Raw genomic sequence first — 22,116 nt, forward strand, 5'->3', positions numbered from 1 at the left:
GGTCAGACCTGCGCCTGCAGGGACTCGAAGAACGAGCTGGCCCAGTGGTCGAGGTCGTGCTTGGCCACGTGCCGGCGCATCGCCCGCATCCGCTTGGCGCCCTCGGCCGGGTCCATCCGCAGCGCGCGGACCAGCTGCTTCTTCACCCCGTCGATGTCGTGCGGGTTGACCAGCAGCGCCTGCTTCAGCTCGGCCGCGGCCCCGGCGAACTCGCTGAGCACCAGCACCCCGCCGAGGTCGCCGCGGGCGGCGACGTACTCCTTGGCGACCAGGTTCATGCCGTCGCGGTAGGGGGTGACCAGCATGACGTCGGCCGCCCGGTACATGGCGGCGAGCTCCTCGCGGGGCATCGACTGGTTGAAGTAGCGCACCGCTGAGCCGGCGATCGAGCCGTACAGGCCGTTGATGTGGCCCACCTGCTGCTCGATCGTCTCGCGCATCGTGACGTAGTGCTCCACCCGCTCCCGGCTGGGCGTGGCCACCTGCACGAAGGTCGTCGCGGGGGCCTCGATCACGCCGTCCTCCAGGAGCTCCTGGAAGGCCTCCAGCCGGACGGCGATGCCCTTGGTGTAGTCCAGCCGGTCGACGCCGAGCACGATCTTCTCCGGCTGCCCCAGCTCCTCGCGGATCTCCGCGGCCCGGGCCAGCACCTCGGGGGAGCTGGCGAGCTCGTCGAAGGCGGTGACGTCGATGGAGATCGGGAAGGCCTTGGCGGTGACCGTGCGGCCGTCGTAGCTGACCGTGCTGCCCTTGGTCGGGAGGTCGTGCAGCCGCCGCGCCAGGTTGACGAAGTTGGTCGCGCCGGCGGGCTGCTGGAAGCCGATGAGGTCAGCGCCGAGCAGCCCCTCGATGATCGCCGAGCGCCAGGGGAGCTGGGTGAACAGCTCGTAGGGCGGGAACGGGATGTGCAGGAAGAAGCCGATGGTCAGGTCGGGCCGGCGCTGCCGGAGCATCGCCGGCACCAGCTGCAGCTGGTAGTCGTGCACCCAGACGATCGCGCCCTCGGCGGCCACCTCGGCCGCCCGGTCGGCGAACCGCTTGTTGACCTGCACGTAGGTGTCCCACCAGGTGCGGTGGTACTCCGGCTTCTCCACCACGTCGTGGTAGAGCGGCCACAGCGAGGCGTTGGAGAAGCCCTCGTAGTAGCGGTCGACCTCCTCCTCCGACAGCGGCACCGGCACCAGGTGCATCCCGCCGGACTCGAAGGGCTCGGGGGCGTCGCCCGCGGCGCCGGACCAGCCGACCCAGGCCCCGCCACGGCCGGCCACGAAGGGCTCGAGCGCGGTGACCAGGCCACCGGGGCTGCGCTGGTACCGGGTCGTGCCGTCGGGCTCGGTCACCTGGTCCACCGGGAGACGGTTGGCGACCACGACCACCGGGCTGTCCGCCCCCACCTGCGACCTCCGGTCTCTCCGTGCCCTCGAGCTGCCCGTTCCTGCCCCGACCCTAGGGGACGACGCCGGTCACCCGCGCGGCCGGAGCCTCCCCGCTGGTTGCCCCGGGAGAGGAACGGGCAGGGGAGGGGCATGCAGATCCGACAGCTCCGCGACCTGACCGTCTCCGCCCAGGGCCTGGGCTGCATGGGGATGAGCGAGTTCTACGGCACCGGCGACCAGGCCGAGGCCGAGCGGACCATCCGCCGCGCCCTCGACCTGGGCGTCACGTTCCTCGACACCGCCGACATGTACGGCCCGTTCACCAACGAGCGGCTGGTCGGGCAGGCGATCGCCGGCCGCCGCGACGAGGTCACCCTGGCCACCAAGTTCGGCAACGAGCGCGGCGAGGACGGTTCCTTCCTGCGCATCAACGGCACCCCCGAGTACGTGCACCGCGCCTGCGACGCCTCGCTGCAGCGGCTGGGCGTCGACGTCATCGACCTCTACTACCAGCACCGGGTGGACACCTCGGTCCCGATCGAGGACACCTGGGGCGCCCTGCGGGAGCTGGTGGAGGCCGGCAAGATCCGGTACGCCGGGATCTCGGAGGCCGCTCCCGACACCATCCGCCGGGCGGACGCCGTCCAGCCGGTCACCGCGGTGCAGACGGAGTACTCGCTGTGGACCCGGGACCCCGAGGACGACGGGGTGCTGGCCACCTGCGCCGAGCTGGGCATCGGCTTCGTCGCCTACTCCCCGATCGGCCGCGGCTTCCTGTCCGGCCAGATCCGCAGCGTCGACGACCTCGCCGCCGACGACTTCCGCCGGCACAACCCGCGCTTCCAGGGCGAGGCGTTCGGCAAGAACCTCGAGCTGGTCGACCGGGTGCGCGAGCTCGCCGAGGGCAAGGGCGTCACCGCCACGCAGCTGGCGCTGGCCTGGGTGATGGCCCGGTCCGGCCGGGCGGGCAACCCCGCGGTCGTGCCGATCCCGGGGACCAAGCGGGTCGGCTACCTGGAGGAGAACGCCGGTGCCGCCGACGTCGAGCTGACCGACGACGACCTGCGCGCGCTGGACGAGGCGGCGCCCGCCGGTGCCGCCGTCGGCGACCGCTACCCGGACATGTCCACCGTGCACCGCTGACCGGCTCACTACCCTCGCCAGGGTGAGCACCCCGCTGGTCGTCGCGATCAGCGTCGTCGCCGTCGCCCTCGCCGCGCTGGGCGGGCTGAGCACCGCGCTGCGCCGGCGGATCGGCACGGCGCACCTGGCCACGACCGCGCTGTTGGAGCTGCTGCTCCTCGTGCAGGCGGTCGTGGCCACCGCGGCCCTGGTCGGCGGGCAGCGCCCCGCCGAGCTGGCCACCTTCCTGGCCTACCTGGTCAGCGTGGTGCTGCTGCCGGTCGCGGGCCTGCTGTGGGCGCGCACCGAGCCGACCCGCTGGGCGGGGACGGTGCTCGGGGTGGCCGCGCTCGCCGTCGCCGTGATGGTGTGGCGGCTCCTCGACCTGTGGGAGGTCACCCGTGGCTGAGCCGGCGGCACCGGGCACCGCGCAGGGGCCGGGGCGGGTGCTGGTCGCCCTCTACGCGGTGTTCGCACTCGCCGCCGGCGCCCGGGCCGCGGTGCAGCTGGCCGTCCAGTTCGACGAGGCGCCGCTGGCCTACCTGCTGTCCGCGCTGGCCGCGGTCGTCTACGTGGCCGCCACGGTCGGGCTGGCGCGGGGCGGCCGAGGCGGCCGGCGGACGGCCGTCGTCGCCTGCTCGGTGGAGCTGATCGGGGTGCTGGCCGTGGGCACCCTGTCGCTGCTGGACCCGGCGGCCTTCCCCGACGACACCGTGTGGTCCGGCTACGGCCGCGGCTACGGGTTCATCCCGCTGGTGCTGCCGGTCCTCGGCCTGCTCTGGCTGCGGCACCAGGCCGAGGAGGCCGCCGAGCGGGGCTGAGTCAGAACTCCCCGCCGAAGTCCCCGCCGCCGTCGAACCCGCCGCCGTCGAAGCCACCACCGTCGAAGCCGCCCGCGTCGTAGTCGCCGCCGCTGGCGTCGTAGTCGCCGCCCCCGTCACCGCCACCGCCGCCGTCGTCGGCCTGCTCGCCGTCCTGGTAGCCCTCGGCGTAGGCCTCCTCGTCGCCACCGCCGAACAGGCCGCCGTCGCCGAGGCCGGTGTCGAACAGCGCATCGGCCACCGCGGAGCCGACGACCACGCCGGCGACGGTGCCGAGCAGGCTGCCGCCGATCATGCTGCCCATCCCCATGCCGCCGCCCATGCCACCGCCGTAGCCGCCGCCGTAGCCGCCGCGGCCGTAGCCCCCGGGCCCGTAGCCACCGCCGCCGCCGCTGAAGGTGCGCTCGAGGAAGCCGGGCTGGCGGAACTCCGCCCGGGTGGCGGCCCGGGCCAGGCTCCGCGGGTCGTCGCCGCGCGGCCGCTCACCGGCGGGCACCGCCGCGGACAGCTGCTCGAGCACCTGGCGGCGCTGCTCGGGGGTGAGCTTGCCGAAGGCCTCCGCGTGCGCGGCCTCCACCTGGTCCGGGGGAGCGGTGCGCAGCAGGTAGCGGTACCGCTCGATCGCCCGCTCGTCCTCGCTCTGCCCCTGCGGGGCGCGCCGGGGCGGCTGGGGGGCGTAGCCGTACCCCTGCTCGGCGTAGGGGTCGGTGTACCCCGGGCCGTAGGGCGACGCCTGCCCGCGGTCACGGCCGAAGAGCCGGCTCAGGAGTCCCATGACGCGTCCTCTCTCGTGGTCTGCGGTCCGGTCCCTACCCCACCACGCCGCCGGCGACTCCCGGCCCGGCCCAGCCCCGTCTCCCCGGTCGATGGTGCGCAATCGATGAGCGCCGGTAAGATCATGGGGTGCCGTTGCAGCGACACCCAGGTGCGCCCACCGGCGCCGTACCGCCTGAGGCCACCTCCGCGCTCGCCGAAGGTCTCGTGACCGTCGACCACACCTCCTCGCCGGTCCAGCGGCAGGCGAACATCGTCGGCGCCGCCGAGGTCGCCGTGTCCGGCAGCGACACGACGAAGGCGGCGCAGGCCGCGCTGCCCGGCGTGCTGTCCGACGTCCCGGTCGCGGTGCTGGTCATCGACCAGGCCGCCGGGGACGTCGTCTACGCCAACAAGGCCGCGATCGAGCTGGCCGGCAACGTCGGGCTCCCGGTGGCGGTGGACACCTGGGGGGCGTCGGCCGGGCTCACCGACCTGAACTCCGCCCCGCTGGCCAGCACGTCGAGCCCGCTGTCCCTGGTGGCCGCCGGGCGCCCGGTCGTCGGCGAGGCGGTCCGGCTCTCCCCGCGCCGCAGCTCCGACGAGCTGCGCGCCGCCGCGGCCGACCCGGGCTCGGACCAGGTGCTGTGGGTCACCGGCTTCCCGCTGTCCCAGACCGACAGCGAGCAGCGGCTGTCCCTGGTCGTCTTCCTCCAGGTCGACGGGCCCGCGGGCCGGGACGACCCGGAGGCCGTGCTGCAGGCGCTGCGCGAGCGGGCGGTCGTCGCCACCGACATCGCGTTCACCATCACCGACCCCCGCCAGGAGGACGACCCGCTGGTCTGGGTCAACCCGTCGTTCACCCGGATCAGCGGGTACTCCTACGAGGAGAGCGTCGGGCGCAACTGCCGCTTCCTGCAGGGGCCGGCGACCGAGGACGCGGCCGTCGACGACCTGCGCCGGGCACTCCGGGAGCAGCAGCCGATCACCACCACGCTGCTGAACTACCGCAAGGACGGCACCGCCTTCTGGAACCAGCTCTCCATCACGCCGGTCTTCGACGGCGGCGGCGAGCTGGTCAGCTTCGTGGGCGTGCAGACCGACGTCACCGAGCGGGTCCGGGTGGAGGACGACCGCCGGGCCGCCTTCGCCGCCGAGCGGGCCGCCCGCCAGGACGCCGAGCAGGCGCACGCCGCCGCCGACGCCGCCCGGGTGGAGGCCGAGCGCGCGCAGAGCCGGCTCGCGCTGATGGCCGAGGCGACCAGCACGCTGAGCGCGACGCTGGACATGGCGGACCTGGTCGACCGGCTGGCCTCGCTCTGCGTGCCGCTGCTGGCCGACTGGGTCTTCCTCACCCTGGTCGACGAGCAGGGCACGGTCCGGGAGACCGCCCACCGGCACCGCGACGGCCACGAGGCCGCACTGGCCGAGCTCGCCGTCCTGCACCTGGGCAACCTGCCGGAGACCTCGCCCACCCGCCGGTCGCTGACCACCAGCGAGTCGGTGCTGGTCGAGCACGTCACCCCGGAGTGGGTCGACCGGGTCTTCCCGCTGCCGGAGACGGCGGCGCTGTTCCGCTCGCTCGGCGGGACGTCGGTGATGAGCGTGCCGCTGGTGGCCCGGCGCCGGATGCTCGGCGCGCTGGTGCTGGTGGCGACCACCGACGACCGCGCCTTCAGCAGCGAGGACGTCGACCTGGCCCGCGACCTGTCCCGGCGGGCCGCGATGGCGATGGACAACGTGCGGCTCTACCAGCAGGAGCACACCGTCGCCGAGACGCTGCAGCGCTCGCTGCTCCCGGACCTGCCGACCATCCCCGGCGTCACCGCGGCAGCGGCCTACCTGAGCGCCTCCACCGCGGCCGAGGTCGGCGGCGACTTCTACGACCTGCTGCACCTGCCCGACGGGGCCGTGGGCATCGCGGTCGGTGACGTCGTCGGGCACGACGTCACCGCGGCCGCGGCGATGGGGCACCTGCGCGGCCTGCTGCGGGCCTGCGCCTGGGACGCGCCCGACACCGACCCGGGGGAGGTCCTCGGCCGGGTCGACCGGCTGGTCCAGGGCCTGCACGTCGCGCCGATGGCCACGATGGTCTACGCCCGCGCCGAGCGGCCCACCGCCGACGGCGAGCCGTGGCGGGTGGAGCTGGCCAACGCCGGCCACCCGCCGGTGATCCTGCGCGCGGCCGACGGGTCGGTGCAGGTGGTCGACGGGGTCACCGGGCTGCTCATCGGGGTCGACGCCACGCACCGCCGGGCGTCGCTGCTGCTCGAGGTGCCGGTCGGGGCGACCCTCGTCGCCTACACCGACGGGCTGATCGAGCGCCCCGGCGAGGACCTCGACCAGGGCATCGCCTCGCTGGCGGCCCGGCTGGCCGGTGCCCCGGTCGACGCCACCCCGGCCGACCTGTGCCGGCACGCGGTCGGCCCGCACCCCGACCGCCGGGACGACGTCGCGGTGCTGGCCCTGCGCTTCGACTGAGGCTCAGCCCTCGGGGTCGAGCAGCGCTGCCTGCAGGCCGTAGGCGCCGCGGTGGAACAGCAGCGGCGTCCGGGAGGCGTCCGCGCCGAGGTCGAGCACCCGGGCGACGACGATGGTGTGGTCGCCGCCGTCGTACTCGGCCCACAGCTCGCTGTCGATCCAGGCGACCACGCCGTCCAGCACGGGGGAGCCGTACGGGCTCTCCGCCCAGCTGACGCCGGCGTACTTGTCGGTGCCGCTGCGGGCGAACTGGCGGGACAGGTCGCGCTGCTCCTCGGCCAGCACGTTGACGCAGAACCGGCGGGCGTCGCGCAGCCGGGGCCAGGTGGTCGAGGTGCGGGCGGGGGCGAAGGCGACCAGCGGCGGGTCGAGCGACAGCGAGCTGAACGACTGGCAGGTGAAGCCGACCGGGCCGTCGGCGCCCATCGCGGTCACCACGGTCACGCCGGACACGAAGTGGCCCAGCACGTCCCGCATCACCTGGGGGTCGATCACGGCAGGGGGCACGTCGGCTGCGGGGCTCACACCACCGATCCCATCACGACGCCCCGGGGGGCGTTGCGCCCACCGGCGCGGTGCAGCGAGCTGGGCAGCTCGTGGCCGACGGCGCGCTCGGTGACCGACGCGGCGGCCAGCAGGGCGTCCAGGTCGATCCCGGTGGCCACCTCGGCGTCGGCGAGCCAGTAGACGAGCTCCTCGGTGGCGATGTTGCCGCTGGCCCCCGGCGCGAACGGGCAGCCACCGAGCCCGCCGACCGAGGCGTCGAGCTGGGTGACCCCGGCCTGCAGGGCGGCGAGCGCGTTGGCCTGCCCCGTCCCGCGGGTGTCGTGGAAGTGCACGCCGAGCGGGGTGCCGGGGGAGGCCCGGCGGACCGCGTCCAGCAGCCGGACGACGCGCACCGGGGTGGTGGTGCCGATCGTGTCGCCGAGGCAGAGATGGTCGGCGCCGGCGGTGACCGCGGCCCGGGTGACGTCGACGGTGCGGGCGATCGGCGTGCGGCCCTCGAACGGGCAGTCCCAGGCGGTCGCGACGATGACCTCCAGCGACCCGCCGGCGCCGTGGGCCAGCTCGGCGATCTCGCCGACCGCGGCGACCGCGGCGGCGGTGGGGCGGCCGGCGTTGGCCCGGCTGTGCGAGTCCGACGCCGAGACGACGTACTCCAGCGAGGTCAGGCCGGCGTCGACCGCGCGGACCGCGCCCCGCGGGTTGGCGACCAGCGCTGAGAAGTGCACCCCGTCGAACTGGTGCAGCTCGGCGGCCAGCTGGTCGGCGTCGGCGAGCGCCGGCACCGCCCTGGGGGAGACGAAGGAGGTCACCTCGATCCGCCGCACCCCGGTCGCGACCAGCGCCTCCAGCATCTGCAGCTTGGCGGCCAGCGGCAGCGGGTCCTCCAGCTGCAGGCCGTCCCGCATGCCCACCTCGCGGACGTCGACCGCCGTCGGCAGCACCAGATCGAACTCGTTCATGACCGCATCATGCCCCCGGTTCCACGTGGAACGTGCTCAGCTGGGCCAGGCGCCGAGGACGGCGGAGAGCGCGGTGACGGCCTGCTCGACCTCGGCCACCTCGACGTACTCGTCGGTGGCGTGCATGACCGCCGGCGTCCCCGGGCCCCAGACCACGACCGGCGCCGCGCCGGTGACCTGCCCGAGCACCGACGCGTCGGTGAAGTAGGTGGCGGGGGAGGGCTCGACCGGCGCGGGCAGCCCGGCGACCCACGGGTCGTCGGCCGGGGTGCGGACCGGCGGCAGGTCGACCAGCACCTCGACCCCGGCGACCTCCGGCTGCGCGCGCCACCAGGCAAGCAGGGCGCTGCCGTCCCCGACGGTCCGCTGGTCGACGACCACCTCGGCCCGGTCCGGGACGACGTTGGCCACGGTGCCGCTGCGCAGCACGCCCGGGTTCCAGGTCTCGGACCCCAGGAAGGGCTCGGTGGCCAGCGGCAGCCCACCCCCGGCCCGACCCAGCACGGCGACCAGGTCCAGCAGCGCGTTGTGCCCGCGCTCGGGCGTGCTGCCGTGCGCGGCGACCCCCGCGGTGCGGACCGCCAGCCACAGCGCGCCGCGGTGGCCCAGCACGACCCGGTTCCCGGTCGCCTCCGGGACGACGACCGCACCGACCGCCAGGTCGGCCACCTCCCCGGCGGCCGCCGCCGCGCCCCGGGACCCGATCTCCTCGTCGCTGGTCAGCAGCAGCGCGACCGGGACGGCGGGGTCGGCACCGGCCACCGCCGCCGCGGCGGCCACCAGACCGGCCTTCATGTCCGAGCCGCCGCGGCCCCAGACCCGGCCGCCGTCCAGCTCGGCGCCGAACGGGTCCCGCTGCCAGCCGGCGGGGTCGGCGGCGGGCACCGTGTCGACGTGGCAGGCCACCAGCAGCCGCGGCCGCGCCGGGTCGGTGGCCGAGGTCAGCAGGGTCCAGGGCTGCTCCCGGTCGGCCCCCTCCTGCACCCGCAGGTGCGGCGCCGCCGCGGTGAGCACGTCGGTGACCGTGCCCAGCAGCCCGCGCTGCGCGGCGGCGTCCCCGGAGACCGTCGGCCGCCCGACCAGCTCCCGGACCAGCCCGACGACGTCCATGCCGGGTCCTTCCTCAGTGCAGGGCGCGGCCCACGGCGACGGCGCGGGTGTCGGGGGCGGCGACCCGGGCGGCGTCGGCCTCCAGGTCGTCGGCGGCCTCCTGCGACCGCCGCTCGGCCTCCACCCGGGCCCGGTAGCTGTCCACCTCGTTGGCGATCCGCTCGGCGTCCCAGCCGAGCACCCCGGCGACCGCCCGGGCCACCGGCTCGGCCGAGTCGACGCCGCGGTGCGGGGTCTCGATCGAGATGCGGGTGCGGCGGGCGAGCAGGTCGTCGAGGTGCAGCGCGCCCTCGTGCGCGGCGCCCCACACCATCTCGACCATCAGGTACTCCTCGGCGCCGGGCACCGGCTGCAGCAGCTCCGGCGCGTCCGCGGCCAGGGCGAGCACCTCGGGGGTGAGCGAGCCGAACCGGTTGAGCAGGTGCTCGGCGCGGAAGTGCGGGATGCCCCAGCGCTGGGAGAGCCCGTCGAGGGAGTTGACCATCGCCGCGTAGCCCTCGGCGCCGACCAGCGGGATGTTCTCGGTGACGCTCGGCGGCACGGTCCGGGACACGTCGTCGGCGACGGCGTCCACCGCGTCGGCGGCCATCGGCCGGTAGGTCGTGTACTTGCCGCCGGCGACGGCGACCAGGCCGGGCATCGGCCGGGCGACGGCGTGCTCGCGGGAGAGCTGGCTGGTCATCTCGCTGTCCCCGGACAGCAGCGGCCGCAGGCCGGCGTAGACCCCGGTGATGTCGTCGTGCGTCAGCGGCGTGGCCAGCACCTGGTTGACGTGCTCCAGGATGTAGTCGATGTCGGCCCGCGACGCCGCCGGGTGCGCCTTGTCCAGCGTCCAGTCGGTGTCGGTCGTCCCGACGATCCAGTGGCTGCCCCACGGGATGACGAACAGCACCGACTTCTCGGTGCGCAGGATCAGCCCGACCTCGCCGTTGATCCGGTCGCGCGGGACGACGATGTGCACGCCCTTGCTGGCCCGCACGTGGAACCGGCCGCGGCCGCCGACGAGGTTCTGGATGTCGTCGGTCCACACGCCGGTCGCGTTGACCACGACCTCGCTGCGGACGTCGACCTCCTCGCCGGTCTCCACGTTGCGCACCCGGGCGCCCACCACCCGGCCGCCGGCGTGGGTGAAGGCGACGACCTCGGCGGAGTTGAGCACCGTCGCGCCGTAGGCCGCGGCGGTGAGCGCCACGGTGAGGGTGTGCCGGGCGTCGTCGGCCTGGGCGTCGTAGTAGCGCACCGCGCCGACCAGCGCGTCGGGCTTGAGCGCCGGGAACATCCGCCGGGCCCCCGACCGGGTGAGGTGCTTCTGCCCCGGCATCGGCTCGGACAGCGCACCCAGCCGGGCCAGCCCGTCGTAGAGCGCGAGGCCGGCGGTGACGTAGGGCCGCTCCCAGATGTGGTGGGTCAGCGGGTAGAGGAAGGGGACCGGCTTGACCAGGTGCGGCGCGATCCGGTTCACCGACAGGTCGCGCTCGTGCAGCGCCTCCCGGACCAGCCCGAAGTCGAACTGCTCCAGGTAGCGCAGGCCGCCGTGGAAGAGCTTGGAGGACCGGGAGGAGGTGCCGCTGGCGAAGTCGCGGGCCTCGACCATGGCGGTGCGCAGGCCGCGGGTGGCCGCGTCGAGCGCCACCCCGGCACCGGTCACCCCGCCGCCGACGACGAGGACCTCGAACTCACCGGCCGCGAGGTCGGCCCATGCCTGGGCGCGCTGGTCGGGTCCGAGCGGGCGTACTGCGGTCATGCGGACTCTCCTAGCGCCGGCCGGCGCACGTCGATGTGGCCTCTGCCTCCACGGTAGGGCGGTGGGCGCACCGGCGACGAGGTGCGCTGTCCGACGATGTCGCACAGCCCGGACACCGCCACCGGACCGTCCGATGCCCTAGCGTCGGGCGGCGTGCCGGGCAGCGTGCAGTCCATCGAGCGTGCGGCGGCGATCCTGCAGGTGGTCGCCGGGTCCGGCGGGACGCTGGGGGTCACCGACATCTCCGAGGCGGTGGGCCTCGCGAAGACGACGACGCACAGCCTGCTGCGCACCCTGCTGCTGGTCGGTTTCGTCGAGCAGGACCCGGCCACCGGCCGCTACGCGCTGGGCGCCGGGCTGCTGCGGCTGGGCACCCACCTCGACGTCAACGAGCTGCGCGCCCGGGCGTCGAACTGGGCCGACGCGCTGGCCGCCCGCAGCGGTCACGCGGTGCGGCTGGCCACCCTCACCGGCGAGGAGGTCACCGTCGTGCACCACGTCTTCCGGCCCGACGACTCCGCGCAGGTCCTCGAGGTCGGCCACGTCCTGCCGCCCACCACCGCGCTGGGCAAGGTGCTGCGCGCGCACAGCCACCCGCACACCGGCCACCGCCCGGCGGTGGGCGCGGGCACGGTCCCGGCCGCCGAGCTGGCCGAGGTGCGTGCCCGCGGCTGGGCGACCGAGCAGGGCGAGTACGAGGCCGGGCTGGGCGGGCTGGCCGCGCCGGTCCGCGGCGCCGGCGGCCTGGTCGTCGCCGCGCTGGGGGTGACCGGGCCGCGCGGCGCGGTCCTCGACGCCCGCGGTCTGCCGCGGGGCCCGCTGCTGACCATGGTCACGGAGGCCGCGCACGCCGTCTCCCGCGAGCTGGGCCAGGGCAGTGGCTGACCGCTACGTCCTCGCCGTCGACCAGGGCACCACGTCGACCCGCGCGCTGGTCTTCGACCGGGGCGGCCGGATGGTCGCCGTCCGGCAGCGCGAGCACCGCCAGCACTTCCCGCGCCCGGGCTGGGTCGAGCACGACCCGATGGAGATCTGGGCGAACACCCAGCGCACCTGCGCCCAGGTGCTGGCCGACGTCGCGGGCCGGGGTGAGGTGGTGGCGATCGGCATCGCCAACCAGCGGGAGACGACGGTGGTCTGGGAGCGGGCCACCGGGCGCCCGGTCACCCGGGCGCTGGTCTGGCAGGACACCCGCACCGACGAGCTGGTCACCGAGCTCGCCGCCCGCCCGGACGCCGGGCTGGTCGCCGAGCGCAGCGGCATGGCGATCGCCGGCTACTTCTCCGGGCCGCGGCTGCGCTGGCTCCTCGACCACGTGCGCGGCGCCCGGGAGCGCGCCGAACGCGGCGAGCTGCTGTTCGGCACCATGGAGACCTGGCTGATCTGGAACCTCACCGGCGGGCCCGACGGCGGGGTGCACGTCACCGACGTCACCAACGCCAGCCGCACCCTGCTGATGGACGTGCGGACCTGCCGGTGGGACGACGGGCTGCTGGCCTTCTTCGGCATCCCGGCCGCGATGCTCCCGGAGATCCGGCCCTCGGTCGGCGTGCTGGGGATCGCGACGGCGCTCTCGCCCGCGCTGCCGATCGCCGGGGCGCTGGGGGACCAGCAGGCGGCGCTGTTCGGCCAGGCCTGCTTCGCGCCGGGTGAGGCCAAGTGCACCTACGGCACCGGCAGCTTCCTGCTGCAGAACACCGGCACCGAGCTGGTGCACACCCGGTCGGGGTCGATCAGCACGGTCGCCTACCAGCTGGCCGGGGAGCCGGTGCACTACGCGCTGGAGGGCTCGGTCGCCGTCGCCGGGGCGCTGGTGCAGTGGCTGCGCGACGGGCTGGGCCTGATCGGGTCGGCGCCGGAGGTGGAGACCCTCGCCCGCACGGTGTCCGACAACGGCGGGTGCTACGTCGTCCCGGCGTTCTCCGGGCTGCTGGCGCCGCACTGGCGGGGCGAGGCCCGCGGGCTGGTCGCCGGGCTGACCTCCTACGTCACCAAGGGCCACCTGGCCCGGGCGGTGCTGGAGGCGACCGGCTGGCAGACCCGCGACGTCGTCCAGGCGATGGCGGCCGACTCCGGGCTCTCGCTGCCCGCCCTGCGGGTCGACGGCGGGATGACCACCAACAACCTGCTCATGCAGTTCGTCGCCGACGCGCTGGACACCCCGGTGGTGCGGCCGATGGTGGGGGAGACCGTCTCGCTGGGCGCCGCCTACGCCGCCGGGCTCGCGGTCGGGGTCTGGTCGGACATCGAGGCGCTGCGGCGCAACTGGCACCGCGCCGCGCAGTGGAGCCCGTCGCCGGCGCGGGCCGCGGCGCTCACCGCCGAGTACCCGACGTGGGAGCGGGCGGTCCAGCTGAGCATCGCGTGGGGAGCTCCCTGACCGGCTGTCCGACGATGTCGCACACGGACTGTTGTCCCGGTCACACGATGATCTCTACGGTCCGCTCCGAAGGGCCTGCTCGTGACCGCCGCCACAGCGGCCGGGCGGCCCCCTGACCGGTCCGCACCGCAGCGGACCAACCTGGAGGAGCGCCTACACGTGGACACCACGAGTCTCTGGACCGTCTTCGGCAGCGAAGTACTCGGTACCGCGATCCTGATCCTGCTCGGCGTCGGCGTGGTCGCCAACGTCGCGTTGCCGAAGACCTTCGGCAACGCCGGCGGCTGGATCGTCATCATCTTCGGCTGGGGGCTGGCGGTCTTCGCCGGCGTCTACGCCGCCGCGTCCTCGGGGGCGCACCTGAACCCCGCGGTCACCGTCGGCCTGCTGGTGAGCGGCGCCGACGAGTACGCCCCCGGCGTCGCCGTCACCTTCGGCAGCACGCTGGTCTACTTCGCCGCCGAGTTCGTCGGCGCCTTCATCGGCGCGGTGGTCGCCTACCTGGCCTACCGCCAGCACTACAACGACCCGGAGGCCGCCGGCACCCAGCTGGGCACCTTCGCCACCGGGCCGGCGATCAAGAGCAGCGTCGACAACGTGATCACCGAGGCCATCGGCACGTTCGTGCTGGTCTACATCATCCTGCGCTTCGGGGACACCCCCAGCGAGATCGGCCCGCTGGCCGTGGCGCTGCTCGTCGTCGGCATCGGCGCCTCGCTCGGTGGCCCCACCGGCTACGCCATCAACCCGGCCCGCGACCTGAGCCCGCGCATCGCCCACGCCGTCCTGCCGATCCGCGGCAAGGGCGGCAGCAACTGGGGCTACGCCTGGGTGCCGATCGTCGGCCCGATCATCGGGGCCGTCCTCGCCGGCCTCCTGTCGCACGTCTCGCTCTGACCGCACCGAACCGAGAGGAACCTGCAATGTCGCAGTACGTCGCAGCCATCGACCAGGGCACCACGAGCACCCGGTGCATGCTCTTCGACCACGACGGGGCGGTCGTCTCCGTGGGCCAGAAGGAGCACGAGCAGATCTTCCCGCGGGCCGGCTGGGTCGAGCACGACCCGATGGAGATCTGGACCAACACCCGGGAGGTCGTCGGGCAGGCCCTCGCCCGCGGCAACGCCAGCAACTCCGACATCGTCGCCGTCGGCATCACCAACCAGCGCGAGACCACCGTCGTCTGGGACAGGACCACCGGCCGGCCGGTCTACAACGCGATCGTCTGGCAGGACACCCGCACCACGGCCATCGTCGAGCAGCTCGGGGCGCTCGGCGGCGGCGCGGACCGGTACAAGGACAAGGTGGGCCTGCCGCTGGCGACCTACTTCGCCGGCCCCAAGGTGCGCTGGATCCTGGACAACGTCGACGGCGCCCGCGAAGCCGCCGAGCGCGGTGACCTGCTCATGGGCACCATCGACTCCTGGCTGATCTGGAACATGACCGGCGGCACGGACGGCGGCCTGCACCTCACCGACGTCTCCAACGCCTCCCGCACGATGCTCATGGACTACCGCACGCTGGCCTGGGACGCGGCCATCGCCGAGGAGATGGGCATCCCGATGTCCATGCTCCCGGAGATCCGGTCCAACTCCGAGGAGTACGGGGTCGGCCGCAAGTCCGGCTTCCTGGCCGGCGTACCGATCGCCGGCTCGCTGGGCGACCAGCAGGCGGCCACCTTCGGCCAGGTCTGCTTCACCAAGGGCATGGCCAAGAACACCTACGGCACCGGCAACTTCATGCTGCTCAACACCGGCGAGGAGGCCGTCCCGTCCAAGAACGGCCTGCTCACGACGCTGTGCTACCAGCTCGGTGACGCCAAGCCGGTGTACGCGCTGGAGGGCTCGATCGCGGTCACCGGCTCGCTGGTGCAGTGGGTCCGGGACAACCTCAAGATGATCTCCAGCGCGCCGGAGATCGAGGACCTGGCCCGCGAGGTCGACGACAACGGCGGTTCCTACTTCGTGCCGGCGTTCTCCGGGCTTTTCGCGCCGCACTGGCGGTCCGACGCCCGCGGCGCCGTCGTGGGGCTGACCCGGTTCGTCAACCGCGGTCACCTGGCCCGCGCCGTCCTGGAGGCCACGGCCTACCAGACCCGCGAGGTGCTCGACGCGATGAACGCCGACTCCGGCGTCGACCTCACCGAGCTGCGGGTGGACGGCGGGATGGTCGGCAACGAGCTGCTCATGCAGTTCCAGGCCGACATCCTCGACGTCCCGGTGATCCGGCCGAAGATCGCCGAGACGACGGCGCTGGGCGCGGCCTACGCGGCCGGGCTGGCAGTCGGCTTCTGGTCCGACCTCGACGAGCTGACCGCGAAGTGGGCCGAGGACAAGCGCTGGGAGCCGCAGATGGCCACCGAGGACCGGGAGCGGTACTACCGCAACTGGCAGAAGGCGGTCACCAAGAGCCTCGACTGGGTGGACGAGGACGTCAGCTGATCGCAGCACGATCGAACCCCCACGGCCCGTTCTCCCCTCGAGAGCGGGCCGTGGGCGTTCAGCCCTTCAGCGCAGCGCTGACCACGGCCTTGGCCTCCTCCTGCACCTGGGCGAGGTGCTCGGGGCCGCGGAAGGACTCCGCGTAGACCTTGTAGACGTCCTCGGTGCCGGAGGGCCGCGCGGCGAACCAGGCGTTCTCCGTGGTGACCTTCAGCCCGCCGATCGCGGCGTCGTTGCCCGGCGCGCGGGTCAGCTTGGCGGTGATCGGCTCCCCGGCCAGCTCGGTGGCGGTGACCGCCTCCGGCGAGAGCTTGCCCAGCGCCGCCTTCTCCTCGCGGGTCGCTGCGGCGTCGATGCGGGCGTAGGCGGACTCGCCGAACCGGGCGGTCATCTCCCGGTGCAGCTCGGACGGCGAGGACCCGGTGACCGCCTGCACCTCGCTGGCCAGAAGGGCGAGCAGGAGGCCGTCCTTGTCCGTGGTCCAGACGCTGCCGTCGCGGCGGAGGAACGACGCCCCGGCCGACTCCTCGCCGCCGAAGCCGACGGACCCGTCGAGCAGGCCGGGCACGAACCACTTGAAGCCGACCGGCACCTCGACCAGCTGCCGGCCCAGGTCGGCGACCACCCGGTCGATGAGCGAGCTGGAGACCAGCGTCTTGCCGACCGCGGTGCCCGCGCCCCACCCCGGCCGGTGGCTGAACAGGTAGGAGATCGCCACGGCGAGGAAGTGGTTGGGGTTCATCAGGCCGCCGTCGGGGGTGACGATGCCGTGCCGGTCGGCGTCCGCGTCGTTGCCGGTGGCGATCGTGAACTGGTCGCGCTTGTCGATCAGCGAGGCCATCGCCGAGGGGGAGGAGCAGTCCATCCGGATCTTGCCGTCCCAGTCCAGCGTCATGAACCGCCAGGTCGGGTCGACCAGCGGATTCACCACGGTGAGGTCCAGCCGGTGCCGGTCGGCGATCTCGCCCCAGTAGCCGACGCTGGCGCCGCCGAGCGGGTCGGCACCGATCCGCACGCCGGCGTCCCGGACGGCGTCGAGGTCCAGGACGGCCGGCAGGTCGTCGACGTAGCTGCCGAGGAAGTCGTAGCCCTGCGCCGCGGCACGGGCCCGGGTGAACGGGATCCGCCGGACGCCGTCCAGGTCGGCGGCGAGCAGCTCGTTGGCCCGCCGCGCGATCCACCCGGTGGCGTCGGTGTCGGCGGGGCCGCCGGAGGGCGGGTTGTACTTGAAGCCGCCGTCGCGGGGCGGGTTGTGCGAGGGCGTGACGACGATGCCGTCGGCCAGCCCGCTGGTCTTCCCCCGGTTCGCCTTCAGGATGGCGTGGCTGACCGCCGGGGTGGGGGTGTAGCCGTCCGCGGAGTCGACCAGCACCGTGACGTCGTTGGCCGCCAGCACCTCCAGCGCGCTCGCCCAGGCCGGCTCGGACAGCCCGTGGGTGTCGCGGCCGACGAACAGCGGCCCGTCGTACCCCTGCCCGGCGCGGTACTCGCAGATGGCCTGGGTGGTGGCGAGGATGTGCGCCTCGTTGAAGGCCCCGTCCAGCGACGAGCCGCGGTGGCCCGAGGTGCCGAAGACGACCTGCTGCGAGACGTCGGCCGGGTCCGGCTGCACCGTGTAGTAGGCGGTGAGCAGGTGCGGGACGTCGACCAGGTCGCTGGGCCGGGCGAGCTGTCCGGCGCGGTCAGAGCTCATGCCCCGATCTTGGCCCGTGGACTCCTCCTCCCGCGACCTGGGTGCTCCCGGTCGGCTCAGTCCCACCAGAAGTGCCAGACCCGCGCACCCCGGATCAGTGCCGCGTACTCGTCCCTGCTGTAGAGCACCGGCTCGGCCAGGGTCTGAGGCGCGAAGTTGTCCGGGCAGAAGGCGTAGTGCTCGTCAGCCACACCCAGGCACTGCTGCACGGTCACCGGTGGCCGGGTGACGACGAGGTCGAGCTCGGCGAAGCCGATCCGCACCAGGTAGGCGCCGAACCGGTCCTCCCACGACCGGAGGACCGCAGCGACGTCCGCCCCGGTGAGGCTCCAGTTGCAGGCACCGAACCAGCCGAGCTGGGCGACCGCGTCCGCAGGCCGGGTCGCCGGCACCAGGAGCAGGTCGCCGGCACCGTCGTGCCCGGGCGGGTCGTCGAGCTCGACCTGGTCGGTCGCAGCTCCGGACGCCGCTGCCAGCCCCGGCCACGCCCGCTGGGGCAGCAGCGTGCCGTCCGGCCGCACGAGACGCGTGCCGGCCCACCCCGCCCGCAGGACGTCCGACGCATCGGGCACCGGGGCGGGACCGGCGAGCTCACCGGTGCGGAAGGGCCGCTCCCACCACCCGGCGCTGACCAACGGCCACAGGCCCGTGACGTCGAAGGCCCGTGCGAGGTCGCGCCAGCCGGCCCGCGCCCCGACGACCGGGCCGCTGGTCAGCCAGGCGACCGTCTCGTCCCCTCCCTCCGGGTACCCGGCCCGCACGGCGAGCAGCTCGGGCATGCCCGGGACCTCGGGTGGCTCGGTCAGCAGAGCTGCGCGCTCTGCTCGAACAGGAACTGCGTTGCTGTGCTCGTCCAGGGACCTGGGCATGTCGGCTCCTCCCGCCGGGACGGAGGAGACCAGCGCAGCGGCCGACCTCGTGCTCCGCCGTCCACAGCCCGGGGTGCTGTCCACAACGTCGCGGCGCCTGGACGGCCCTGTCGGTGCGCGGCCGTAGCCTGGGCGGGTGCTCGGCGACTGGCGGGAGATGGTCACCGACACGGCGTTGACCGCGGCCGTCGGGCCCGACGTGCTCGACCGGGCCCGGCCCTACGTCGCCCGCGGCGTCCTCGACGTCCGGCTCGCCGACGGCGACCGCCGGCTCACCGGGCTGGTCCAGGGCGGTGCCGAGGCCCCCTACCGGACCACCGTCGTCCGCACCGACGGCGGCCGGGTGGGCTGGGCGGGGGCGTGCACCTGCCCGGTGGGCGACGACTGCAAGCACGCCGTGGCCATCCTGCTGTCCCTGCGGCCCGCCATCCAGTCCGCACCGGGCGGCCCGCCGCAGGTCCGCGGGTGGGAGCAGGAGCTCGAGGAGCTGGTCGCCGCCGCTGCCGAGCGCGCACCGCGCAGCACGGTGCCGATCGGGCTGCAGTTCGAGCTGGTCGAGCCCGAGCCCGGCCGCGGGCGCAGCTCGGCCGGCGCGCCCGGGGTGCAGCAGCGGCTGGTCCGGCTGCGGCCGGTGGTCCCCGGCCGGCGTGGCCAGTGGGTGCGCAGCGGGGTCTCCTGGCGGCAGCTGCAGTACGACAGCACCCGCGCGGGCTGGGACCCGGCGCACCTGGCCGCCATGCGCGCGCTGCACGCCACCCACCAGGCCGCCCGCAACCAGTACTACTCCTACGCCCCGGTCGACGTGTACCTGCACGAGTTCGGGCCGGGCCTGTGGCGGCTGCTCGCCGAGGCGGTCGCCGACGGGGTGCCGCTGGTGACGGCCGACCGCCCACCGCGGCCGGTGGTGCTCGCCGCCGCCGACGCCGACGTGGCGGTCGACCTGCGCCGCGAGGGCGACCGGACCGAGCTGTCCGCGGTGCTCCGGGTCGACGGCCGCACGGTCGACCCGGCACGGCTGTCCTTCCTCGGCACGCCACCGCACGGGGTCACCGTCGAGGGCCCCGCCGACACCGGCCCCGCGCTGGTGCTCGCCCGCCTCGACTCCCCGGTGCCCCCGGCGCTGGCCGGCCTGGTCGCGCGCGGCGGGTCGATCGGCATCCCGGACGACGACGTCGACCGGTTCCGCCGCGACTGGTACCCGGGGCTGGCCCAGGCCGTGCCGGTGATCTCCGGCGACGGCTCGGTGGAGCTGCCCGACGTCGTCCCGCCCCGGCTGGCCGTGGCCGTCCGCTACCCCGGCGACGGCACGGTGTGCGTGGGCTGGTCGGTCGACTACGGACCCGACCGGTCCTTCCCGGTGGAGGCCCCGGTGCTCCCGGCGCAGGGCCGCGACCCGGCCGCCGAGCTGCAGCTGGTCGAGGCGCTGCCCGGCCCGGTCGGCGGGCTCCCCGAGCTCTGGACGACGGAGCGCCGGCTGGCCGACACCGCAGAGCTGACCGGCATGGAGGCGCTGGAGTTCACCACCGCGGTGCTCCCGGCGCTGCGTGCCGACGGTGGGGTCGACGTCACGGTCGAGGGCACCCCGACCGCCTACCGGCAGACCCACTCGGCGCCGCAGATCAGCTTCACCGCCCGGGACAGCCGGGAGTCCGACTGGTTCGACCTCGGGGTCACCGTGACCATGGACGGCCAGCACGTGCCGTTCGCCACCCTCTTCTCCGCGCTCGCCGCCGGCCGCACCCGGCTGGTGCTGCTGTCGGGCACCTGGTTCTCCCTGCAGCGGCCGGAGTTCGAGCAGCTGCGGCTGCTCATCGAGGAGGCCCGGGCGCTGCAGGACGTGCCCGGCGACGGCGACGCGGTGCGGGTCAGCCGCTTCGCCGCCGGGCTGTGGGAGCAGCTGATGGGCCTCGGGGTCGTCGACGCGCAGAGCGAGCGCTGGACCCGCGAGGTGCGCGGCCTCATCGACGCCGAGCACGCCGAGCCCCCGCCGCCCCCGGCCGGGCTGGCCGCGCAGCTGCGGCCCTACCAGCACGAGGGCTACGGCTGGCTGTCGTTCCTCTGGGACCACGGGCTGGGCGGGGTGCTGGCCGACGACATGGGGCTGGGCAAGACGCTGCAGACCCTCGCCCTGCTGTGCCGGGCGCACGAAGCCGGGGAGCTGGACGACGCCCCGGTGCTGGTGGTGGCGCCGACCAGTGTCGTGTCGACCTGGTCCCGGGAGGCGGCCCGGTTCGCGCCGGGGCTGCGGGTGGTGGCGGTGGAGGAGACCGAGCGCAAGCGGGGCACCGCCCTGGCGCGCCGGGTGGCCGGCGCGCACGTCGTCGTCACCTCCTACGCCCTGTTCCGGATCGACGCCGAGGCCTGGACCGGGCTGCAGTGGCGCGGGCTGGTGCTCGACGAGGCCCAGTTCGTGAAGAACCACCGGGCCCGCACCTACCAGTGCGCGCGCCGGCTGGAGGCGCCGGTGAAGCTGGCGCTGACCGGGACACCGCTGGAGAACAGCGTGATGGACCTCTGGGCGCTGATGTCGATCGTCGCGCCCGGGCTCTTCCCCGACCCGCAGCGGTTCACCGAGCAGTACCGGACGCCGATCGAGCGGGACGGCGACGCCGAGCGGCTGGCCGTGCTGCGCCGGCGGATCCGCCCGCTCGTGCGGCGGCGGACCAAGGAGATGGTCGCCGCCGACCTGCCGCCGAAGCAGGAGCAGGTGCTCGAGGTGGTGCTCAACCCCCGGCACGAGAAGCTCTACCAGACCCACCTGCAGCGGGAGCGGAGCAAGGTCCTCGGCCTGGTCGACGACATGCAGAAGAACCGGATGACGATCTTCCGGTCGCTGACCCTGCTCCGGCAGCTGAGCCTGGACCCGGCGCTGGTCGACCCGGCCTACGCCGACGTCCGGTCCAGCAAGGCCGACGCGTTCCTCGACCAGCTGCGCGAGGTCGTCGCCGAGGGCCACCGGGTGCTCGTGTTCAGCCAGTTCACCCGGTTCCTGCGCGGCATCCGTGACCGGCTGGAGGCCGAGGGCATCGGCTGGGTGTACCTCGACGGGCAGACCCGCGACCGGGACGCCCGGATCGAGGAGTTCCGCACCGGCACCGCGCCGGCCTTCCTGATCAGCCTGAAGGCCGGCGGCTTCGGGCTGACGCTCACCGAGGCCGACTACGTCTTCGTGCTCGACCCGTGGTGGAACCCGGCCAGCGAGGCCCAGGCGGTCGACCGTGCGCACCGGATCGGGCAGGACAAGACGGTGATGGTCTACCGGCTGGTCGCGGTCGGCACGATCGAGGAGAAGGTGATGGAGCTCAAGGCCCGCAAGCAGGCCCTGTTCTCCCGCGTCGTCGACGACGGCGCGCTCGCCTCCGGCTCCCTCACCGCCGACGACGTCCGCGGTCTGTTCGGCTGAGCCGGGTCACTCCGGCAGACCCGCCCAGCGACGGAGGGCAGCCGCCTGAGCAGCGGCGACGGAGTGCCGGGGCGCCGTCCCGGCCAGCGTCACCGGGTCCGCGTCGCGCAGGGTGAGCACCAGGCCGTAGCCCGTGCCGTACGACGCCTGGACGTCCTGCACGTCTGAGCGGGGGATGAGCCGGGTGCGCAGGCCGCGGCGGACCCGCAGTCCGTCGTCCGCGACCTCACGGAGGCTGGGCGCGGAGCCTGACCACCACAGCCACGCCCAGCACGCGGCCCCCAGTCCCCACAGCACCGCGTTCCCCGTGTTGTCCCTGACCACCTGGACGACGCAGCCCGCTGTCCAGAACACCGCGAGGAACAGGTGCCCGGTCGATCGCCGGCTGCGGACTCCGGCCAGGAGGTCGGCGTCCGGCGCGGGGGAGCGCTCAGCGGCGACGTCGTCCACGCGGTGA

18 protein-coding genes are annotated in these 22,116 nt (G+C 74.5%); 9 read left to right on the top strand and 9 right to left on the bottom strand.

Annotation, left to right across the window (positions count from 1 at the left end):
- Positions 1–2 precede the first annotated feature (2 nt).
- Positions 3–1,394 (bottom strand): alpha,alpha-trehalose-phosphate synthase (UDP-forming), encoded by a 1,392-nt coding sequence (locus tag MODMU_RS26170; RefSeq protein ID WP_041795639.1) that lies wholly within the window; start codon positions 1,392–1,394, stop codon positions 3–5.
- A gap of 132 nt (positions 1,395–1,526) precedes the next feature.
- Here MODMU_RS26170 and MODMU_RS26175 point away from each other — a divergent pair, with 132 nt between their 5' ends.
- From MODMU_RS26175 to MODMU_RS26185, 3 genes are read left to right on the top strand one after another with little or no spacing between them, the layout of a single operon-like run.
- The gene (locus MODMU_RS26175) at positions 1,527–2,519 is read left to right on the top strand and encodes an aldo/keto reductase (RefSeq protein WP_014743450.1); all 993 of its coding nucleotides are present in this window, start codon (positions 1,527–1,529) and stop codon (positions 2,517–2,519) included.
- A gap of 22 nt (positions 2,520–2,541) precedes the next feature.
- Positions 2,542–2,907 (top strand): hypothetical protein, encoded by a 366-nt coding sequence (locus tag MODMU_RS26180; RefSeq protein ID WP_014743451.1) that lies wholly within the window; start codon positions 2,542–2,544, stop codon positions 2,905–2,907.
- Positions 2,900–3,319, top strand: a complete 420-nt coding sequence (locus MODMU_RS26185; protein ID WP_014743452.1) for a hypothetical protein — start codon at positions 2,900–2,902, stop codon at positions 3,317–3,319. Before MODMU_RS26180 ends, MODMU_RS26185 begins: the two co-directional genes overlap by 8 nt.
- A gap of 1 nt (position 3,320) precedes the next feature.
- Here MODMU_RS26185 and MODMU_RS26190 read toward each other — a convergent pair whose 3' ends face one another.
- Complete coding sequence (locus tag MODMU_RS26190; protein ID WP_014743453.1) at positions 3,321–4,094, bottom strand: hypothetical protein; 774 nt, start codon at positions 4,092–4,094, stop codon at positions 3,321–3,323.
- Between the two features lie 206 nt (positions 4,095–4,300).
- On the opposite strand from MODMU_RS26190, the gene MODMU_RS26195 reads away from it, so the two are divergent.
- Entirely contained in the window at positions 4,301–6,553 is a 2,253-nt protein-coding gene (locus MODMU_RS26195) for a GAF domain-containing SpoIIE family protein phosphatase (protein ID WP_166503612.1), read from the top strand.
- A gap of 3 nt (positions 6,554–6,556) precedes the next feature.
- Here MODMU_RS26195 and MODMU_RS26200 read toward each other — a convergent pair whose 3' ends face one another.
- The 4 genes from MODMU_RS26200 to MODMU_RS26215 are packed head-to-tail and all read right to left on the bottom strand — an operon-like array spanning position 6,557 to position 10,873.
- Positions 6,557–7,078 (bottom strand): flavin reductase family protein, encoded by a 522-nt coding sequence (locus tag MODMU_RS26200; protein ID WP_231851731.1) that lies wholly within the window; start codon positions 7,076–7,078, stop codon positions 6,557–6,559.
- Positions 7,075–8,019: a hydroxymethylglutaryl-CoA lyase gene (locus MODMU_RS26205; RefSeq protein ID WP_014743456.1), complete on the bottom strand. Its 945-nt coding sequence runs from the start codon at positions 8,017–8,019 to the stop codon at positions 7,075–7,077. Before MODMU_RS26205 ends, MODMU_RS26200 begins: the two co-directional genes overlap by 4 nt.
- A gap of 36 nt (positions 8,020–8,055) precedes the next feature.
- Positions 8,056–9,129: a M20 family metallopeptidase gene (locus MODMU_RS26210; protein WP_014743457.1), complete on the bottom strand. Its 1,074-nt coding sequence runs from the start codon at positions 9,127–9,129 to the stop codon at positions 8,056–8,058.
- A gap of 13 nt (positions 9,130–9,142) precedes the next feature.
- On the bottom strand, positions 9,143–10,873 hold the full coding sequence (locus MODMU_RS26215) for a glycerol-3-phosphate dehydrogenase/oxidase (RefSeq protein ID WP_014743458.1): 1,731 nt from the start codon (positions 10,871–10,873) through the stop codon (positions 9,143–9,145).
- A 153-nt stretch (positions 10,874–11,026) separates the two neighbouring features.
- Between MODMU_RS26215 and MODMU_RS26220 the strand changes: the two genes are divergently transcribed.
- The 4 genes from MODMU_RS26220 to glpK (MODMU_RS26235) all read left to right on the top strand — a co-directional run bounded on the left by MODMU_RS26220 (position 11,027) and on the right by glpK (MODMU_RS26235) (position 15,694).
- Positions 11,027–11,758, top strand: coding sequence for an IclR family transcriptional regulator (locus MODMU_RS26220; protein ID WP_041797755.1), 732 nt, complete (start codon positions 11,027–11,029; stop codon positions 11,756–11,758).
- On the top strand, positions 11,751–13,253 hold the full coding sequence (gene glpK, locus MODMU_RS26225; RefSeq protein ID WP_014743460.1) for a glycerol kinase GlpK: 1,503 nt from the start codon (positions 11,751–11,753) through the stop codon (positions 13,251–13,253). Before MODMU_RS26220 ends, glpK (MODMU_RS26225) begins: the two co-directional genes overlap by 8 nt.
- Before the next feature lie 159 nt (positions 13,254–13,412).
- Positions 13,413–14,150, top strand: a complete 738-nt coding sequence (locus MODMU_RS26230; protein WP_041795640.1) for an MIP/aquaporin family protein — start codon at positions 13,413–13,415, stop codon at positions 14,148–14,150.
- Between the two features lie 26 nt (positions 14,151–14,176).
- Complete coding sequence (gene glpK / locus MODMU_RS26235) at positions 14,177–15,694, top strand: glycerol kinase GlpK (protein ID WP_014743462.1); 1,518 nt, start codon at positions 14,177–14,179, stop codon at positions 15,692–15,694.
- Between the two features lie 58 nt (positions 15,695–15,752).
- Here glpK (MODMU_RS26235) and pgm read toward each other — a convergent pair whose 3' ends face one another.
- Positions 15,753–17,387: a phosphoglucomutase (alpha-D-glucose-1,6-bisphosphate-dependent) gene (pgm, locus tag MODMU_RS26240; RefSeq protein WP_014743463.1), complete on the bottom strand. Its 1,635-nt coding sequence runs from the start codon at positions 17,385–17,387 to the stop codon at positions 15,753–15,755.
- Positions 17,388–17,443: 56 nt separating this feature from the next.
- Entirely contained in the window at positions 17,444–18,256 is an 813-nt protein-coding gene (locus tag MODMU_RS27410; RefSeq protein ID WP_014743464.1) for a DUF4253 domain-containing protein, read from the bottom strand.
- A 136-nt stretch (positions 18,257–18,392) separates the two neighbouring features.
- Here MODMU_RS27410 and MODMU_RS26250 point away from each other — a divergent pair, with 136 nt between their 5' ends.
- A complete protein-coding gene (locus MODMU_RS26250; RefSeq protein ID WP_014743465.1) occupies positions 18,393–21,659 on the top strand; it encodes a DEAD/DEAH box helicase in 3,267 nt (1,088 codons plus the stop codon).
- Between the two features lie 6 nt (positions 21,660–21,665).
- On the opposite strand, the gene MODMU_RS26255 is transcribed toward MODMU_RS26250, so the two are convergent.
- Positions 21,666–22,109 (bottom strand): PH domain-containing protein, encoded by a 444-nt coding sequence (locus MODMU_RS26255; RefSeq protein ID WP_014743466.1) that lies wholly within the window; start codon positions 22,107–22,109, stop codon positions 21,666–21,668.
- Positions 22,110–22,116 lie beyond the last annotated feature (7 nt).

It is taken from the genome of Modestobacter italicus, from assembly GCF_000306785.1.
Taxonomy (GTDB): Bacteria; Actinomycetota; Actinomycetes; order Mycobacteriales; family Geodermatophilaceae; genus Modestobacter; species Modestobacter italicus.

Excerpts from the sequence above, each read along its gene's own strand:
- pgm (WP_014743463.1), bottom strand. The coding sequence starts at position 17,387 with ATGAGCTCTGACCGCGCCGGACAGCTCGCCCGGCCCAGCGACCTGGTC.
- MODMU_RS27410 (WP_014743464.1), bottom strand. The coding sequence starts at position 18,256 with ATGCCCAGGTCCCTGGACGAGCACAGCAACGCAGTTCCTGTTCGAGCA.
- MODMU_RS26175 (WP_014743450.1), top strand. The coding sequence starts at position 1,527 with ATGCAGATCCGACAGCTCCGCGACCTGACCGTCTCCGCCCAGGGCCTG.
- MODMU_RS26215 (WP_014743458.1), bottom strand. The coding sequence starts at position 10,873 with ATGACCGCAGTACGCCCGCTCGGACCCGACCAGCGCGCCCAGGCATGG.
- MODMU_RS26190 (WP_014743453.1), bottom strand. The coding sequence starts at position 4,094 with ATGGGACTCCTGAGCCGGCTCTTCGGCCGTGACCGCGGGCAGGCGTCG.
- MODMU_RS26210 (WP_014743457.1), bottom strand. The coding sequence starts at position 9,129 with ATGGACGTCGTCGGGCTGGTCCGGGAGCTGGTCGGGCGGCCGACGGTC.
- glpK (WP_014743462.1), top strand. The coding sequence starts at position 14,177 with ATGTCGCAGTACGTCGCAGCCATCGACCAGGGCACCACGAGCACCCGG.
- MODMU_RS26205 (WP_014743456.1), bottom strand. The coding sequence starts at position 8,019 with ATGAACGAGTTCGATCTGGTGCTGCCGACGGCGGTCGACGTCCGCGAG.